A 16,574-nucleotide genomic window follows, 5' to 3' on the forward strand; every position below is an offset into this window, starting at 1 on the left:
GTCCGACTCAGCAGCGTCCGGATGTCGGGCGGTCAGGCCGACAGCCGGGCCCGGCCCTTGCGGCGGCGGGCGGCCAGCACGGCGCGGCCGGCGCGGGTGCGCATCCGGTGACGGAAACCATGGGTACGGCTGCGGCGCCGGTTGCTCGGCTGGAAAGTGCGCTTGCTCACGGGTGTACTCCGACGTTGTTCGCGTTTACTGGACTGACGCCCGAGTGCAAGGGCGTAAAAGGTCAGGTCCGCTGGGCCAGCTCGACAGGTACGAGAAGGCTTCAGGTGACCGGTCTACGGTACGCACCGGCGACCGCTGGGTCAAACTGAGCCCCGGACACCGTCCTGTCCAGGCGACACGCCGCAAGAATACGCAGATTGTCGGCGTTTGCTTGCGAGCCCGAACCGAGGATTGCTAGGTTCTCGCCACACCGGTTGTTCCGGATGCGGATGACCGGCACTCCCCCGAAACACACAATCCAGCCGAGGCCCCGCGCGGGCTGCGGCCAGTCACGCCTGCACCATGCACAGCTGTGGATAGACGTGTGGACGAACTAGAGTGACCCGGTGCCGCGACTTGTCGGGGCGCCATCAACCGAGCCTTGATGCCAGAAGGACCAGCGCTGCTCCTGCGACGGCACGGGGCGAACCGACGACGACCGGGAAGCCGTGGCGGAGATCGAGTGACCGAGGAGTCCCAACACCAGGCCGGTGCCGAGAATCTGGCACAACAAGTGCTTGTCGCCTGGAATCGCGTCCGGACCGAATTGTCTCCGGAGCAACGGATCTGGCTGAACGACAGCAAGCCGCTGACCTTGCACGAGAGCACGCTGATGGTGGCCGTGCCGAGCGAATTCAACCGGGAACGGCTGGAGACCCGCTACCGGGAAAGCATCGAGAACGTGCTCAGCGATCATTTCCGGCGGCCGACGAAGGTCGCCGTGATCGTGGACAAGGCGCTCAGCCAGTCGAACCCCGAGCAGTCCGATCCCCAGTCCGCTTCGGCCCAATCCGGTCCGACCCAACCCGGTTCGGGCCAGTCCGATGATCACTCAGGTCCCGACGGCGTCGAACCTCAGCCGTCAGCCGCCGCGGGGGAGGCGGACCCGGCCGGGGCCGACGCCAGCTACCGCAGCGCCTACGCACACCGTGATTTCGGCAGCGCCGAGTACGGACCGTCCGACCAGTACCTCGGCCAGGGTTATCCGACCGAGGGCGTCGGAGGTGGCCAGCCGCCGCGCGGACTCGACGGTGCCACGCCCCGACCGGCGCGGCAGGACTCCGCCGAGTTGCCGGGTGGTGGCAGCTTCGTACCGAATCGAGGCTTCGGCGGCGAGCCGGACTCGACGACCAATCGGCGCGAGGACACGCGGCTCAATCCGAAGTACTCCTTCGAGACGTTCGTGATCGGCGGGTCCAACCGGTTCGCGCACGCCGCGGCGGTCGCCGTCGCCGAGTCGCCCGGCAAGGCGTACAACCCGCTGATGATCTACGGGGACTCCGGGCTGGGCAAGACCCACCTGCTGCACGCGCTGGGTCACTACGTCCGCAACTACTTCAGCCGAGCCCGGGTCCGCTACGTGTCCACCGAGGAGTTGACCAACGACTTCATCTCGGCGATCACCGACAACAAGACGCACCAGTTCCGCCGCAAGTATCGCGACGTCGAGGTGCTGCTGGTCGACGACATCCAGTTCCTGGAGGGCAAGGAGCAGACCCAGGAAGAGTTCTTCCACACCTTCAACACGCTGCACAACGCGCAGAAGCAGATCGTGATGACCTCGGACCGGCCGCCGAAGCTGCTGGATTCCCTGGAGGCCCGACTGCGCAGCCGATTCGAGTGGGGGCTGATCACCGACATCCAGCCACCGGACCTGGAGACCCGGATCGCGATCCTGCGCAAGAAGGCCGCTCAGGAGCGGCTGACCGCCGGCCCGGACGTGCTGGAGTTCATCGCCTCCAAGATCCAGACCAACATCCGCGAACTCGAGGGTGCCCTGATCCGGGTCACCGCCTTCGCCAGCCTGAATCGACAGCAGGTCGACATGGCGTTGGCGGAGGTGGTGCTGAAGGACCTGATCCCCGAAGGCGGCGAGGCGCAGATCACCTCCGGCATGATCATGGGCCAGGTCGCCTCCTATTTCGGGCTGACCATCGAGGACCTCTGCGGGCAGAGCCGGACCCACGTGCTGGTCACCGCCCGGCAGATCGCCATGTACCTGTGCCGTGAGTTGACCGACCTGTCGCTGCCGAAGATCGGTCAGCAGTTCGGCGGCCGTGACCACACCACCGTGATGCACGCCGAACGCAAGATCCGTACGCTGATGGCCGAGCGCCGCAGCGTGTTCAATCAGGTCACCGAACTGACCAACCGCATCAAGCAGAGTGCTCGATGACGTCCGCCTGGGTGCCGCTTCCGCTGGTCTGGGTGCTGTAGGGAACCTTCTGGTGGCGACCCCAGACCTCCGCCGTGGGCGGCTTCACTGCCTCGCTTGGCTTCACCGCCTCCGCTTCGCTCGGCGGCGGTTTCGCGCTGGGGCGCTCAACGGGTTATTCATGCAGTTTCAGGCGTTCGGTGTGGCGGCACCCTGCGGCCGACCAAGGGCGGCAGACGCTGGGAAGCCGCGACACAGGTCCTGAGCAAGGCGTGCGGACCGTTTCGCGACGCGGCGACGAACGCAACGGAAGCACACTGGGCACGAAATTGGATCGACTGACTGCCGGCTGCGACCTAGGGTTCACGACCATGGTCACGTACATGATCCAGGTGCGTCGTGTCCGGGGCACGGCGACGTCCCGGTACGGCCGTACGGTCCGCAACGACGCAGCCGTCACCGACGCGGCTCTGGGGATGGCATCGGCTGCGGCCTGAATGGGCCGAGCAACTCGTCTCGGCAGCCGGGTTGGGTCCCGGTGACCTCGTACTCGATCTCGGCGCCGGGGACGGCGCGCTGACGGCTCCGCTGGCGGCCACCGGTGCTCAGGTTCTCGCGGTTGAGCTACACCCGCAACGGCTCGCCCGACTGCGCGAGCGATTCGCCGACCATCCGCGCGTTCACGTACTGGGTCTCGATCTGCTGGACCCTCGGCTGCCGGCACGGCGTTTCCACGTCGTGGCCAACCCGCCGTGGTCGCTGGCCAAGCCGCTGATTCGCAGCCTGACCGACGCCCGCAGCCGACTGATCGGTGCGCAGTTGGTGCTGCAACGCGGTCTGGTGGCCGACTTCGACCGACGGGGTGCCGCCGGCCCGGGCGCGAGAGCTCGGTTCCGGGCCGAATACGCGGCCTCCGTGCCCCGGCAGGCGTTTCGACCCAGTCCGCCGGGTCCGGCGGCCGTACTTCAGCTCACGGCGCGGCGTGGTCGTTGATCGGGCGCGCCACTCGTCCCGGCTGCGGCGACGACGCGTCGGATTCATCCCGACCGCACGGGTACCGCGGATGTCCGCATCTGCGCATCGGTCGAAGTTGCCGGTTTCGGACAGCACAGGCCCTTGCCAAATCCGGCCGAAGCGCGATACGCACAGTTGGGGAGAACGCTGTGGATAACTGTGGACGACACGCGGCGGCGTTGGGGACGTGCTCGGGACGCTCGAGCCGGGTTCGTCCGCCCATCCCAAAATCCTCCCCGTGTAATTCCAACCTTTCCACACCGGCATCGATGCTGGCATTCGCAAGCTGACCTGCGGAAACAACGGTTATCCCCAGGCTCCACAACCGCTATGACTACTACGAGAGTTACAACTATCCCGAAAGCTTCGAAGTCAGTTGCCCCAACATCGTGTGGATGACAACCCGCGCCGACGGTAAAGATCACCGATCGGTAACGGCCATTCGCAATTGGCGCCGGACTGTGATTGCGTGGCACGGCGTAACCGCACCCCGAGACATCCAGCGGCCGTTTTTGGCTGACGACGAGCAGGAAGGGCGACACCCGGCGCATGTGGGAGTTCATCAAGAAGCAACCCGAACAGCTTCTGTACAACTCCTACCAACACGCCAGTCTTGTCATTCAAGCGGTGATCATCGCCACCGTGATCGCCGTCGCCCTGGCGATCCTGATCCTGCGGGTGCCGCGGCTGACCGGCATCGCCAACGCCGTCAGCGCCATCGGCCTGACCATCCCGTCCTTCGCCCTGCTCGGCCTGCTGATCCCGTTGATCGGCATCGGCTGGCAGCCGGCCCTGGTCGCCGTGGTCTTCTACGCCGTCCTGCCGATCCTGCGTAACGCCGTGGTCGGTCTGCAGGGCGTCGAGCCGGTGCTGGTCGAGTCCGCCCGCGGGATGGGGATGAATCCGATCCGCACCCTGCTTCGGGTCGAACTGCCGCTGGCCTGGCCGGTGATCCTGGCCGGGATCCGGATCTCGATGCAGATGTCGTTCGGGATCGCCGCCATCGCCGCGTACGTGTTGGGCCCGGGCCTGGGCACGTACATCTTCGGCGGGCTGAGCAACATCGGTGGCGCCGGCGCCACCGCATCCGCACTCACCGGGACCATCGGCGTGGTGATCATCGCGCTGATCGTGGACGGCCTGCTCGTCCTGCTCGCCCGCGCCACCACCTCGAGAGGGATTCGTGTCTGACACAGCAACCAGCGTCTCGACCCCGGCCGGAACCACTCAGCCGACCGGCAGCTCGGGGGTCACCGGTGTCGACATCGAGCTGATCGGCGTCACCAAGAAATACCCAGGGCAGAAACGGGCCGCGGTCGAGCCGCTGGACCTGCACATCCCGGCCGGCGAGATCGTGATCTTCGTCGGCCCGTCCGGCTGCGGCAAGACCACCTCGCTGAAGATGATCAACCGACTGATCGAGCCGACCGGTGGGCAGATCCTGATCGGCGGCCGGGACGCCAGGTCGGTCGACGAGAACGAGTTGCGGCGCCAGATCGGCTACGTGATCCAGGGCGGCAGTCTGTTTCCGCATCTGACCGTGGCCGACAACATCGGGCTGGTGCCGCGGCTGTTGCGCTGGAAGAAGCCGCGGATCGCCGAACGGGTGGACGAGCTGCTCGAGTTGGTCGGTCTGGATCCGCAGCGCTACCGCGACCGGTTCCCGCGCGAGCTGTCCGGCGGCCAGCAGCAACGCGTCGGCGTGGCCCGCGGACTGGCCGCCGATCCGCCGGTGATCTTGATGGACGAGCCGTTCGGCGCGGTGGACCCGATCACCCGGCAGCGGCTGCAGGACGAACTGCTCAGCATCCAGGAGGAGTTGGGCAAGACGATCGTCTGCGTCACGCACGACATCGACGAGGCGATCAAGCTCGGCGACCGGATCCTGATCCTGGCCGAGGGCGCCCAGGTGCAGCAGTACGACACTCCGGAGGCGATCCTGGCCGCCCCCGCCAACGACTTCGTGGCCGATTTCGTCGGTGCCGGTTCGTCGTTGAAGCAGCTCAGCCTGAGCCGGGTCAGCGACGTCGAGTTGAGCAAGCCGACCGTGGCCAGCGTGGGCGATTCGGCCCCCGACGCCGTCGGCCGCGCCACCGCAGCGGGTGACGATGCGGTGATCATTCTTGATCGGCGACGGCGGCCGCGAGCCTGGGTGTGGCTGCGCGAACTGCGGCAACAGCAGCAGATCGCCGACCCCGGTGATGATCGCGTGCTGACCGTGGATCGCCGCGCCACCTTGAACGACGCCCTGGACACCATGCTTACCGACAGCCACGCCGGCGCGATCGTGACCGGACGCCGAGACGAATATCTCGGAGTGATCGACTTCCAGTCGGTCACCGAGTACATGGTCGCCAGCACCGCGCAGGTCCAGGCCGATCAAGATCACCAGGGGCAAGATCAACACGACCTTGATCAACAAGAAGTTGATCATGCTCCGCCGGCGACCGGGGCGCTGTCCTGATGACGGCCGTCGTCCAGGACCCTGCGGCGGCGCCGCAACCGATCGGCGAGGCGCCGAACCCGACCGTACAGCGCCAGAAGCGTCAACGGCCGCCGATCGGACTGTTCGGCCTGCCGATCTTCGTCGCCGTGGTGATGATCTGCTGGTTGATCTGGCGACTGACCGCCGACATCGACTCGGTGGCCATGGTCACGTTGAACTGGTCGGCGCTCGGTACCGCGCTCTGGCAGCACGTCAAGCTGACCATCGTCGGCGCTGTGATCGTGATGGCGGTGGCGATGCCGTTGGGCGTCGCGCTGACCCGCAACAGCCTGCGGAAATTTTCCGGCCCGGTGGTCGCCTTCGCCAACGGCGGCCAGGCCGCACCGGCGATCGGACTGCTGGTGCTGCTGGCGATGTGGCTGGGTTTCGGCTTCTGGACGGCCATCGTCGCACTCGGTATCTACGCCATCCTGCCGGTGCTGCGAAACACCATCACCGGCCTCGACGCCGTCGACCGGACCTTGATCGAGGCCGGCCGGGGGATGGGCATGTCGAATCTCTCGGTGTTGCTGCGGATCGAGATCCCGCTGGCCATCCCGGTGATCATGTCCGGGGTACGGACCGCACTGGTGCTGATGGTCGGCACCGCCAGCCTGGCCACGTTCATCAATGCCGGCGGTCTGGGCGTGCTGATCACCACCGGCGTCAACCTCTTCCGCAACTCGGTACTGATCACGGGGGCGGTCCTGATCACCTGCCTGGCGCTGTTGATCGATTGGGTCGGCCGGCTGTTGGAGTACGTCGTCCGGCCGAAAGGGATGCGCTGAGATGAGCCTTCGCCGGAAGATCAACAAGACCAAGATCAACAACCGTCGGCAGACCAAGATCAACAAGTCGCCGGTCGGTCGCCGGATCAAGATCATCGCTGCCGCCACCGTTGCGGCGATCATGGTCCCGGTCAGTGGCTGCGGGCTCGGCACCTCCGGCGGCTACGTCCCGACGGCGGAGTTGGCCGGGCCGTTGGCCGAGGTGAAACCGCTGGACGGCGCCACCATCAGCGTGGGTTCGAAGAACTTCACCGAACAACTGCTGCTGGGCAAGATCTTGGAGATCGTGCTCAAGTCGGCCGGGGCGAATGTCGAGGATCTGACCGACATCCCCGGCAGCGCGGCCGCTCGGCAGGCCCAGCTGGCCGGGCAGGTCGATGCTCAGTGGGAGTACACCGGCACCGCCTGGCTGACCTACATGGGTGAGTCGAAGCCGATCCGCGATCCGCACCAGCAGTACGTGGCCGTCCGGGATCGGGATCTGAAGGAGAACGACCTGGTCTGGATGCCGCCGGCTCCGATGAACGACACCTACGGGTTCGCCAGCACCGCGGCCACCGCCAAGAAGCTGGGCGTGAAGACACTGGCCGACCTGAAGAAGGTGCCCGTGAAGGAGCGGACGTTCTGCATCGAGAGCGAGTTCGCCAGTCGCAGTGACGGCTTCCGGCCGATGCTCAAGGCGTACGGACTGAACTACGGCACCGACGTACCGAAGAAGAACGTCAAGATCTTCGACACCGGAGCGATCTACGCGGCCACCGCCCAGGGCGCCTGCAACTTCGGCGAGGTCTTCACCACCGACGGCCGGATCGCCGCACTCGACCTGACGGTGCTCGCCGACAACAAGAACTTCTTCCCGATCTACAACGGCTGCACCGTCGTACGCAAGGAAGTGGTGGACAAGTATCCGCAGTTGAAGGACCTGATCGACCCGCTGTCGAAGAAGCTGACCGACAAGACCATGACCGAGCTCAACGGCCGGGTCGACGTCGACGGAGAGACCCCGGCTACGGTGGCCGAGGACTGGCTGAGATCCGAAGGCTTCATCCGCTGATCGGCGCGCGGGAACGGCAGAAGCGATGGACCGACACGGACGTCCGCGGTCGTCGGTATGATCAACCGCGCCCGTGCACACAGGATTCTTCGCAGGGCTGGCTGAGCGTGGCTGCAGGCATGAGGAGGCAAGGGTGAAGATTCGACTCGAGCGCGATGTGCTGGCCGAGGCCGTGCAGTGGGCGGCCCGGAGCCTGCCGACTCGACCGAGCGTGCCGATCCTGGCCGGTCTGTTGGTCACCGCCACCGAGTCCGGTGTCACCCTGTCGAGCTTCGACTACGAGACCTCGGCCCAGATCAAGGTCGCGGCCCAGGTCAGCGACGAGGGTCAGGCGTTGGTGTCCGGCCGGCTGCTCGCCGACATCTCCCGATCGCTGCCGCACAAGCCGGTCGACCTGGTCGCCGACGAGTCCCGGATGGAGATCACCTGTGGCAGCGCGCGCTTCACCCTGCAGGCGCTGCCGGTGGGCGACTACCCGAGCCTGCCGCACATGCCGGAGGCCACCGGCACGGTTGCCAGCGACGCCTTCGCCCAGGCGGTCAGCCAGGTCGTCGTCGCCGCCGGCCGGGACGAGCTGCTGCCCGTCTTCACCGGTGTCCGGCTGGAGATCGAGGGCGACACCCTGTCGCTGCTGGCCACCGACCGCTACCGGATGGCGCTGAAGGAACTGAACTGGAATCCCGGCTCGCCGCAGCTGTCCACCGCGGCGTTGGTGCCGGCCCGGGTGCTCGCCGACACCGCCCGGTCGATGTCGGCCGGTGAGGAGATCACCCTGAGCCTGGCCGCGAGCGCGAGCGGCGACGGCATCATCGGCTTCGAGGGACACGGCTCCGGCGGCCGTCGGCAGACCACCACCCGGCTGCTGGACGGGGAATTCCCCAAGGTCCGGCACATCATGAACACCCAGTCCGCACTGAACGTGCGCGTGAACACCGGCGAGTTGATCGCGGCCGCCAAGCGCGTTGCGCTGGTCGCCGAACGGAACACCTCGGTACGGATGCTGATCGGCGACGGATCGATCACCCTGGAGGCCGCGACCGGCGACCAGGCCCAGGCATCCGAGGCGATCGAGGCGACCGTCCAAGCGGTCGGCGGTGGCGAACCGGCCCTGGACGCCGCCGGCTTCAACCCGACTTACCTGCTGGACGCGCTCGGAGTCTTCGACACTCCGTACGTGAACTTCGCCTTCACCGCGCCGGGCAAACCCTGCCTGCTCACCGGTTTGGCCGAGATCGACGGCGAGGCGGTCGGCGAGTACCGCCACGTGATCATGTTGATGCGGCTGCCGTCGTAGCGCAGTCGAGACTCTGCCGCTGCCGCGATCTGGTCTGACGGCCTGCGTTCCGGGGGCGGCCCCGTACCCCTATCGCGGTTGCGTCACGCGGCGACCTCACGCCATGCCCTCCGCTGTGCTTCGGGCACGGTCTCGCGCTGGGGCGCTCGACGGGGGCGTTCAATCTAGCCTTCAAGCGTCCGTCGTGGCGGCATCACGCCGCCACGGTGGCGTCGAGCTGCGGCAGCCACCCCGTACCAGTCGCGCGTCCAACCCGTAAGGTGATGGGCGAGGTTTCGTCGCTAGAAGGAGTGGGTCATGCAGCTGGGGATGGTCGGTCTGGGACGGATGGGCGCGAACATCGTCCGGCGGTTGATGCACGGGGGTCACGAGTGCGTGGTCTTCGACACCAATCCGGATTCGGTCAAGAACCTGGCGGCCGAGGGCGCCACCGGAGCTGAGTCGCTGGAGGACTTCGTCGGCAAGCTCACCGGGCCCAAGGTGGTCTGGGTGATGATCCCGGCGAGTATCACCGGCAAGGTGGTGGACCAGGTCGCGGCGCTGCTCGGCGACGCCGACATCATCATCGACGGCGGCAATTCCAACTATCGCGACGACGTACGCCGGGCCAAGAAGCTGTCCGAGCGCGGCATCCACTACGTCGACGTCGGCACCAGCGGCGGCGTCTTCGGGCTGGAACGCGGCTACTGCCTGATGGCCGGCGGCTCCGACTACGCCTTCGACACGATCGAGCCGTTGCTGAAGACGATCGCTCCGGGCACCGGCGAGATCGACCGCACCCCGGGCCGCAACGGCGAACTCGCCCCGGAGGAGCAGGGCTACCTGCACTGCGGTCCGTCCGGCGCCGGCCACTTCGTCAAGATGGTGCACAACGGCATCGAGTACGGGATCATGGCCGCCTTCGCCGAGGGCCTGAACATCCTCGACAACGCCGACGCCGGACTGCGCGAGACAGAACACTCCGCCGAGATCGCACCGCTCGAGGAGCCCGAGTACTACCAGTTCGACATCGACACCCCGAAGGTCGCCGAGTTGTGGCGCCGGGGATCGGTCATCTCGTCCTGGCTGCTGGACCTGACCGCCGCGGCACTGAACTCCAATCCGAACCTGGACGGGCTGGCCGGCCGGGTGTCGGACTCCGGCGAGGGCCGCTGGACCGTGAAGGCTGCCGTCGACGTCGGCGTGCCGGCACCGGTGCTCGCCGCGTCGCTGTTCGAACGGTTCGCCTCCCGCGACAACGACCACTTCGCCAACCAGGTGCTGTCGGCGATGCGGCAGCAGTTCGGCGGCCACCGCGAATTGCCGTCCGGCGACTCCCTGGAGTCCGGCGCCAACCGGGACCACGCCGAGTAAGGGCCCACTTCCACAGCCGCGCCCTCAATCGACTCCCGCACCCGAAATTCCGCGTGCGGGAGCGATTCTTGCGCGCGCCTGTCTGCAGGCTGCCGCCGTCGAAGTTGATCTTGGTCGATCCACAGAGTTCTTCACACACTGGGGATTCCCGGCATCGCTGTGGACAGGAGTTGATCACGAACGAACGACGATGTTGCGCGACGAAAGTGCGGTATTTGTCGCCGAAGGGCAGCACTCTCGTTGCGCAAGTTGGTGAGACCCGCACTGCTGGCGTTCCCCGGCGGCAGCCGGACCAAGCCGACTAGGGTGATCCGCGTGTTCGTGGACCATCTGCAGCTGACCGATTTCCGGTCCTACGCCGGGGTCGACGTGCCGCTCGGGCCGGGGATGACGACCTTCGTCGGGGCCAACGGTCAGGGCAAGACCAACCTGGTCGAGGCGGTCGAATACCTGTCCACGATGTCGTCGCATCGGGTTGCCTCGGAGACGCCGCTGGTTCGCGCCGGCGCCGAGTTGGCGTTGCTGCGGGCTCGGGTCCGGGCCGGGCTGGACGACAACCGCTCGCTGCAGCTGGAGATCGCGATCACTCCGGGCAAGGCCAACAAGGCCAAGCTCAACCGGTCGCCGCTACCGCGTGCTCGGGAACTGATCGGATTGCTGCGTACGGTGGTGTTCTCGCCCGAGGACCTCGCCGTGGTCAAGGGTGACCCGAGCGAACGACGCCGGTTCATCGACACCCTGGTGATCTCCCGCTGGCCGCGAATGTCGGCGGTCAAGGCGGACTACGACCGGGTGCTCAAACAGCGCAACACCCTGCTCAAGTCGTTGAGCGGACGGTCGGCGGGCGGCCGACGCGGCGAGGTGCTGGCCGAGGCCGCCAGCACCCTGGACGTCTGGGACTCCCACCTGGCCCAGGCCGGGGCGTCGCTGCTGCAAGCCCGACTCCGTACGCTGACCGAGCTGCAACCCCTGACCAGCAAGGCGTACGCGGAGATCGCGCCGACCAACAACCTGGTCGGCGCCGAGTACAAGACCTCGCTGGAGATCGCCGAGGTCGACGGCACGCCGGAACTGGAGCTGCTGACCGAGGCTTTGTTGCAGCGGATGCAGGAACGGCGTACCGATGAGATCCAGCGCGGCATCAGCTTGGTCGGTCCGCATCGCGACGACATCGCGCTGAGCATCGGCGACCTGCCCGCTCGTGGCTACGCCAGTCACGGCGAGTCCTGGTCGCTGGCGTTGGCGTTGCGGCTGGGCAGCTTTGCGTTGCTGCGACAGGACGGAGTGGAGCCGGTGCTGGTCCTGGACGACGTCTTCGCCGAGCTGGACGCAACCCGGCGAGATCGACTCGCCGGTCAGATCCTCGACGCCGAACAGGTGCTGATCACCGCCGCGGTCGCCGAGGACGTACCGACCCGGCTGGCCGGGCGTCGCTTCCGGGTTTCCGCCGGCGAGGTGGTCGCCGACGACGTGTCCGAGGGCCCTGAGCCAGTCGAAGGGCCGACGACGTGAGCGAGATGCGGCCAGGTCAGGAGCCCGATCGACCGGAGAAGAACAGCCAGGAGGAGCAGAGGCCGGAGCATGACCCAACCGGGTTGGGGCTGGCCCGGGCGATCGCCGGATCGGTCGCGGGCAGCAGGTATCGGCGGCGCAAGCCGCGGCCGTCAGCGCCCCTCGAACCGCAGTCGACCGGTGCGCATCCCGACGACCGCGACCCGCAGTTGCTCGGCGCGGCCCTGGATCGGCTGGTCGATTCGCAGGGCTGGTCCAAGGAGATCAACGTTCGGCTGCTGCTCGGCAAGTGGCCGGTGTTGGTGGGCCCGGTGAACGCTCAGCACAGCACGCCGATCGGCTACCAGGACACCGTGGTGACGGTGCGGACCGACGCGACCGCGTGGGCGACCCAGCTCCGTACGATGGCACCGCAGTTGGTCGCCAAACTCAACGAGGCTCTTGGCGACGGGACCGTGACCCGGATCGAGATCCTCGGTCCCGAAGTGCCGTCGTGGAAGAAGGGACGACGCTCGGTCCGCGGCCGCGGACCGCGCGACACCTACGGCTGACCGCAGTCACTGCATCGCACAAGAATCCTGCACCAGTTGCGTCCGACCTCACGCACCCGGCGAGCAGACCTCAACTGGAGCAGCATTCTTGTCATTTCGACGTGGCAGGCGCGGTAGCGCGCCGGTCCCGGCGAGCCAGCCAGCGCAACTGGATGATCCGGGCGATGCCGAGCAGGATCACCAGGAAGGCCCCGCCGGCCGCGGCGAACAGCAGCAGCACGCCGAGCGGCATGCTGCCCTGGGCGCCGAAGTAGTGGACCGTGACGGGATCGAGGTTCTGCAGGATGAAGATCAACAGCAGCACCAGCACCACGAATCCGACGGCGACGGCGACCCAGGCGGCACCGATCCGGGTACGGGTGTTCACCGCCGGCGGCGCCGGCTTGGTCACGGCGTCGGGAACCGATTCGTCTGCAGGGACGAGCGTGCCCGAGTCCTCGGGCTGGGTCGAGTCCGTCGGCTCCGGTGACGCGACGTCATCGGACGCGATGCGTTCCTCTGGCTGATCCGTCATGGCTCTCCGTCCGCAAGGGCCCTGATGAGCCCTGATGAGTAGTGGCCCTGATGACCTCATGCATACCCGCTGTGGCCGGCAGGTCACCCTGCCTGAACGCTAACGGTCGGTGGCCGAGCCTCCCTGCCCATCCGTACGGCGCGCCCCAGGTCGCGATCCGGCCGGCGCTTCGATCCTGACGATGTCGTACGTGACCGACCGACACCCTAAGATCACCACCGATGACCGCCCTGGCCATGCTGTGGACCGACATCCGGATCCTGTTGGTCGACACCACCAAGATCTGGTGGAAGCTGCTGCCCAAGATCCTGGCGATCTTCCTGTTCGGCTGGCTCGGCTACCAACTCGGGCTGGAGGCGGCCGTGTTCGTCGGTCAGGCCAACGCCTGGTTGGCGCTGTTGATCTTCGCCTTCTCCTTCGTCAGCAAGCTGGTCGCGGTGGTGCTGATCCTGCGACTGGTCGGCAACGCGCTCGGGCTGCGTGGGCTGATTCCCGAGGACGAGGCCGAACAGGACGATCGTGACGACGGCATCACCCGGTTGCTGGCCGTGACGCTGCTGCCGTTCCTCGGCATCTACACCGCGTTCGGGCTGGTCACCAAGGCGAGCGATCAGATGTTGATCGAGGACATGTATCGCTCGGGTGGCGCGTTTGCCGATCACACCATCATGAGCAGCGTCCGGCTGAACGGCGACGACGTGTCGGTGTGGCGCTGGGTGTTCGTGCTGGGGCTGATCGTCGGCACCTACGTGGTCCGCCGGTCCATCGACATCGTGCACGAGCGGACCGGCTTCCGGCCGCTCGGCCTGGTCGGCACGTTCATCGAGGCGTTCTTCGTGCTGATCACGCTGACCGCCGGCATCGATGTGTTCGGCCAGATCAAGTTCTGGATCACCGATCGGCAGTTCGTGGCCTGGATCCACACCGCCGCCGAGACGATGTCCAGCGCGTTCGTCGCGCTCGGCATCAACCTGCCGGCGATCTTCACCACCATCACCGACTTCATCGGCCAGCAGGTTTGGCCGATCGTGGTGTCCGGACTGAGCGAGCCGATCTTCTGGTTGGCCATCGCCGCGCTGGTGTACGGGTCCAGCGTCATCTCGGTCGCCGAGCTGTGGCGCAAGGGTAAGCCGCTGGCCAGCCGCGTCCGGGTCGCCCGGCGGATGCTGGAGCGGTCGGCCCGCGAGCACGAACGGGCTGAAGAGTCATCACATAAGACGGGTCTTGTCGTCGCCACCGAGGTCAAGGAGGCGTTCCTCGGCGACATCGACGACAAGTACATGCCGACGCTGAACTCGTTGCGGTTGATCTTGCGGGCCGGGGTGATCTTCCTGGGTGCCTATGTGCTGGTGTACGCGTTGCAGCACGTCGCCGCGACCGCCTTCCTGCTGGTGATGAACCGCACTGTCGGCGGCCACGACATGAGCTTCTGGATCGTCTGGCTGCCGGGCTTCAACCTGCTCCAGGATCTGATCTTCGAACCGTGGCGGCTGTGTCTGCTGGCGGTTGCGTTGCGCCGCTGCCTGGAGATCTTCCGGATGCGGGCGGTGGTTGCCGGCACCCTGCAGCAGCAGGTGGAACGTCCGGTCACCGCCGAGCAGGTCGCCGCTGCCGATCTCGAGGCCAAGGGGCGCCCGGTGCCGCAGCAGGTGGGGATCTGATGGCCGAGCGTGGCACGGTGCCGATCAGCCGCCGGAACCGGGTGACGGCGGTGCTGGTCGCCCTGGCCTGTGTGGTGGTAGCGGGCGTCGGGGTCAAGATCACCGACGACCTGGACACAGGCGAGGTGGTGCGCACGGCCCGAGTCGGCGAGCCGGCCCCGTACAACGGTGGCACGCTGACCGTGACCAAGGTGACTCCGGGCACCATGATCACCAACGACTACTCCGACAACGCATTGACCACCGGCGGGATGTTCCTGCAGTTGACGGTCCGGATCGCCGCGCCCGACGGGCCGGTGGCCACCGGTGCGTCCGGCGGTCTGGAGCTGCACAGCGGCGACCACATCTATCGCTCCTTCGGCGACACCGTGATGTCGGTGACCACCGGTTACGTGGGCACCGCCGATCTGGTCTTCGAGGTCGATCCGCGCCATCTCGACGGCGCTTACGTGGACTTCAAGAAGAGTGAGATCATCCACGTCACCCCTGCCGTGGTACGAGTCCGGCTGGGCATCACCAAGGACAACGTCGCCCAATGGCGTGCGTCAGCGAAGGGTCGCACGCTGCAGCCCGCCGACCTGCAGGAGAAGCCGATTCCATGATCACCTCGAATCGGCTGTCCGATCGGGCCCGGTCCTGGATCGTCGCGATGATCGCCTTCTGCTGCGTACTGATCTTCCTGGTCGTCTGGACCACGTACGCGACCACCCATACGAAGGATCGATTCGAGCAACTGCCCGCCGGCGCCACGGGCACGCTCGCGGAGTCGACCTTCCGGGTGCTGGAGCTGAAACAGACCGAGGTGATGACCGACGGCGAGGATCAGCACCCGTCCGATGCCAACGAGGTCTGGGTGGTCGCGACCATGGACCTGACCCTGTCGCATCCGGTGAGAAATCCGACCTGCACCCTGGAACTGGTGGCCGAGGGCAACCGGACCTGGGAGCCGGTCACCACCGAGTTCTTTGATCGATCACTGCCCCAGTACTGCGGCGGGGACACCGACGAACATCCGATCAAGGTCGGGCAACCGTGGCGCTTCGAGCAGGTGTTCCGAGTGCCGACCCGGTTCGTCGACCACATCTACGGGGTTGCCCTCGTTGATCATGGAACCGCGGCCCCGATGAAGGTCCTCCGTCCGGCCTGACCGCCGCACCCGATATCACCGGGTGGTTGCCACAGCCGCGCGCAAAACCGACCGCCGCACCCGTTATTCCGCGCGCGGCAGCAAGTTTCGCGCGCGGCTGTGGGATGGGCGCGGGTCAGTAGTCGTCTTTCTTGGGGGGCAGGACTTTCAGTGGGATCCGGATCCGGTACAGGTCGCCGCTGTCGGCGTCCCAGGTTTCCTCATCGCTGGAGGAGAACGCCGAGTTGTTGCCGTAGGTCAGCTTCCCGACACCGAGCGTGATCGTCTTGCCCGGGTTCATCGTCTTGTCGAACTCGAATTCGATCTGGTAGGCGACCGGCGGCAGCCCGGGGGTGATCATGCTCGGTCCGTCCGGTACGTCGCCCTTGCGCAGGATGTGCGAGTAGGTCGCCTCGACCGGTGTGCCGTGACGGTTGACGGCCAGAAACCATCGCTCCTGGGGGGATACCGCCTCGGTCCAGGTGTTGCGGACGGTGCCGTTGATCAGCACCTTGTTGATCACCTTGTCGTCGTACTGCTTCTGCCGCTGCACCGTGGCCTGGGTGAAGGTGAAGTCGTACGGACCGTTGGCGAACGTCTTGCCGACCGCGACGTCGGTGATCTTGTCGTCGCGGTAGTCGAAGCCGCCGAGCGCCCACACCAGCGCGAACACCAACACCACCACCAGAACAGGGATCCCGACGCCCAGCACCCGCCGCTTCGGCCGCGGTCGCGGATCGGCCGGCGCCGACGGCGGCGCCCAGGACGAATCAGGGTCGGCATCATCGACCCAGGTCACGGCATCCGCCGCCCTCTGATCTCCAGCCCCCTGCTCCGTCACCCGCGAGATTCTAGGC

At 66.8% G+C, this 16,574-nt stretch carries 17 protein-coding genes; 14 read left to right on the forward strand and 3 right to left on the reverse strand.

The features are described from left to right. Positions 1–32: 32 nt before the first annotated feature. Positions 33–170, reverse strand: coding sequence for a 50S ribosomal protein L34 (rpmH, locus tag FOE78_RS01440; RefSeq protein WP_143984743.1), 138 nt, complete (start codon positions 168–170; stop codon positions 33–35). Positions 171–595: 425 nt separating this feature from the next. Between rpmH and dnaA the strand changes: the two genes are divergently transcribed. The 11 genes from dnaA (at position 596) to FOE78_RS01490 (ending at position 12,416) form a co-directional block, all read left to right on the forward strand. Then, complete coding sequence (gene dnaA / locus FOE78_RS01445; protein WP_143984744.1) at positions 596–2,386, forward strand: chromosomal replication initiator protein DnaA; 1,791 nt, start codon at positions 596–598, stop codon at positions 2,384–2,386. 350 nt (positions 2,387–2,736) lie between these two features. Beyond that, positions 2,737–2,862: a hypothetical protein gene (locus tag FOE78_RS24375; RefSeq protein ID WP_266095000.1), complete on the forward strand. Its 126-nt coding sequence runs from the start codon at positions 2,737–2,739 to the stop codon at positions 2,860–2,862. 31 nt (positions 2,863–2,893) lie between these two features. Next, complete coding sequence (locus tag FOE78_RS01450; protein WP_266095001.1) at positions 2,894–3,358, forward strand: rRNA adenine N-6-methyltransferase family protein; 465 nt, start codon at positions 2,894–2,896, stop codon at positions 3,356–3,358. 570 nt (positions 3,359–3,928) lie between these two features. Continuing rightward, entirely contained in the window at positions 3,929–4,570 is a 642-nt protein-coding gene (locus FOE78_RS01455) for an ABC transporter permease (protein WP_143984746.1), read from the forward strand. After that, on the forward strand, positions 4,563–5,843 hold the full coding sequence (locus FOE78_RS01460; protein ID WP_143984747.1) for an ABC transporter ATP-binding protein: 1,281 nt from the start codon (positions 4,563–4,565) through the stop codon (positions 5,841–5,843). The genes FOE78_RS01455 and FOE78_RS01460 overlap by 8 nt, the downstream gene beginning before the upstream one ends. After that, the gene (locus FOE78_RS01465; protein WP_143984748.1) at positions 5,843–6,652 is read left to right on the forward strand and encodes an ABC transporter permease; all 810 of its coding nucleotides are present in this window, start codon (positions 5,843–5,845) and stop codon (positions 6,650–6,652) included. Before FOE78_RS01460 ends, FOE78_RS01465 begins: the two co-directional genes overlap by 1 nt. A 1-nt stretch (position 6,653) precedes the next feature. Then, positions 6,654–7,706: a glycine betaine ABC transporter substrate-binding protein gene (locus FOE78_RS01470; RefSeq protein WP_143984749.1), complete on the forward strand. Its 1,053-nt coding sequence runs from the start codon at positions 6,654–6,656 to the stop codon at positions 7,704–7,706. Between the two features lie 133 nt (positions 7,707–7,839). After that, a complete protein-coding gene (dnaN, locus tag FOE78_RS01475; protein ID WP_143984750.1) occupies positions 7,840–9,000 on the forward strand; it encodes a DNA polymerase III subunit beta in 1,161 nt (386 codons plus the stop codon). 297 nt (positions 9,001–9,297) lie between these two features. Then, the gene (gene gnd / locus FOE78_RS01480; RefSeq protein WP_143984751.1) at positions 9,298–10,353 is read left to right on the forward strand and encodes a phosphogluconate dehydrogenase (NAD(+)-dependent, decarboxylating); all 1,056 of its coding nucleotides are present in this window, start codon (positions 9,298–9,300) and stop codon (positions 10,351–10,353) included. 315 nt (positions 10,354–10,668) lie between these two features. Beyond that, entirely contained in the window at positions 10,669–11,865 is a 1,197-nt protein-coding gene (gene recF / locus FOE78_RS01485) for a DNA replication/repair protein RecF (RefSeq protein ID WP_143984752.1), read from the forward strand. Between the two features lie 5 nt (positions 11,866–11,870). Further along, positions 11,871–12,416 (forward strand): DUF721 domain-containing protein, encoded by a 546-nt coding sequence (locus FOE78_RS01490; protein WP_143988450.1) that lies wholly within the window; start codon positions 11,871–11,873, stop codon positions 12,414–12,416. Positions 12,417–12,507: 91 nt separating this feature from the next. On the opposite strand, the gene FOE78_RS01495 is transcribed toward FOE78_RS01490, so the two are convergent. Continuing rightward, positions 12,508–12,930 carry a LapA family protein gene (locus tag FOE78_RS01495; protein WP_143984753.1) on the reverse strand — a complete coding sequence of 141 codons (423 nt, stop codon included), beginning with the start codon at positions 12,928–12,930 and terminating at the stop codon, positions 12,508–12,510. Between the two features lie 221 nt (positions 12,931–13,151). Here FOE78_RS01495 and FOE78_RS01500 point away from each other — a divergent pair, with 221 nt between their 5' ends. From FOE78_RS01500 to FOE78_RS01510, 3 genes are read left to right on the forward strand one after another with little or no spacing between them, the layout of a single operon-like run. Further along, positions 13,152–14,591 carry a hypothetical protein gene (locus FOE78_RS01500; protein WP_143984754.1) on the forward strand — a complete coding sequence of 480 codons (1,440 nt, stop codon included), beginning with the start codon at positions 13,152–13,154 and terminating at the stop codon, positions 14,589–14,591. Then, complete coding sequence (locus FOE78_RS01505; protein WP_143984755.1) at positions 14,591–15,193, forward strand: hypothetical protein; 603 nt, start codon at positions 14,591–14,593, stop codon at positions 15,191–15,193. The genes FOE78_RS01500 and FOE78_RS01505 overlap by 1 nt, the downstream gene beginning before the upstream one ends. Then, positions 15,190–15,738, forward strand: coding sequence for a hypothetical protein (locus FOE78_RS01510; RefSeq protein WP_143984756.1), 549 nt, complete (start codon positions 15,190–15,192; stop codon positions 15,736–15,738). Before FOE78_RS01505 ends, FOE78_RS01510 begins: the two co-directional genes overlap by 4 nt. 115 nt (positions 15,739–15,853) lie before the next feature. On the opposite strand, the gene FOE78_RS01515 is transcribed toward FOE78_RS01510, so the two are convergent. Further along, positions 15,854–16,558 carry a hypothetical protein gene (locus FOE78_RS01515; RefSeq protein WP_143984757.1) on the reverse strand — a complete coding sequence of 235 codons (705 nt, stop codon included), beginning with the start codon at positions 16,556–16,558 and terminating at the stop codon, positions 15,854–15,856. Positions 16,559–16,574: the final 16 nt, after the last annotated feature.

The sequence above is a fragment of the Microlunatus elymi genome, assembly GCF_007362775.1.
GTDB lineage: Bacteria > Actinomycetota > Actinomycetes > Propionibacteriales > Propionibacteriaceae > Microlunatus > Microlunatus elymi.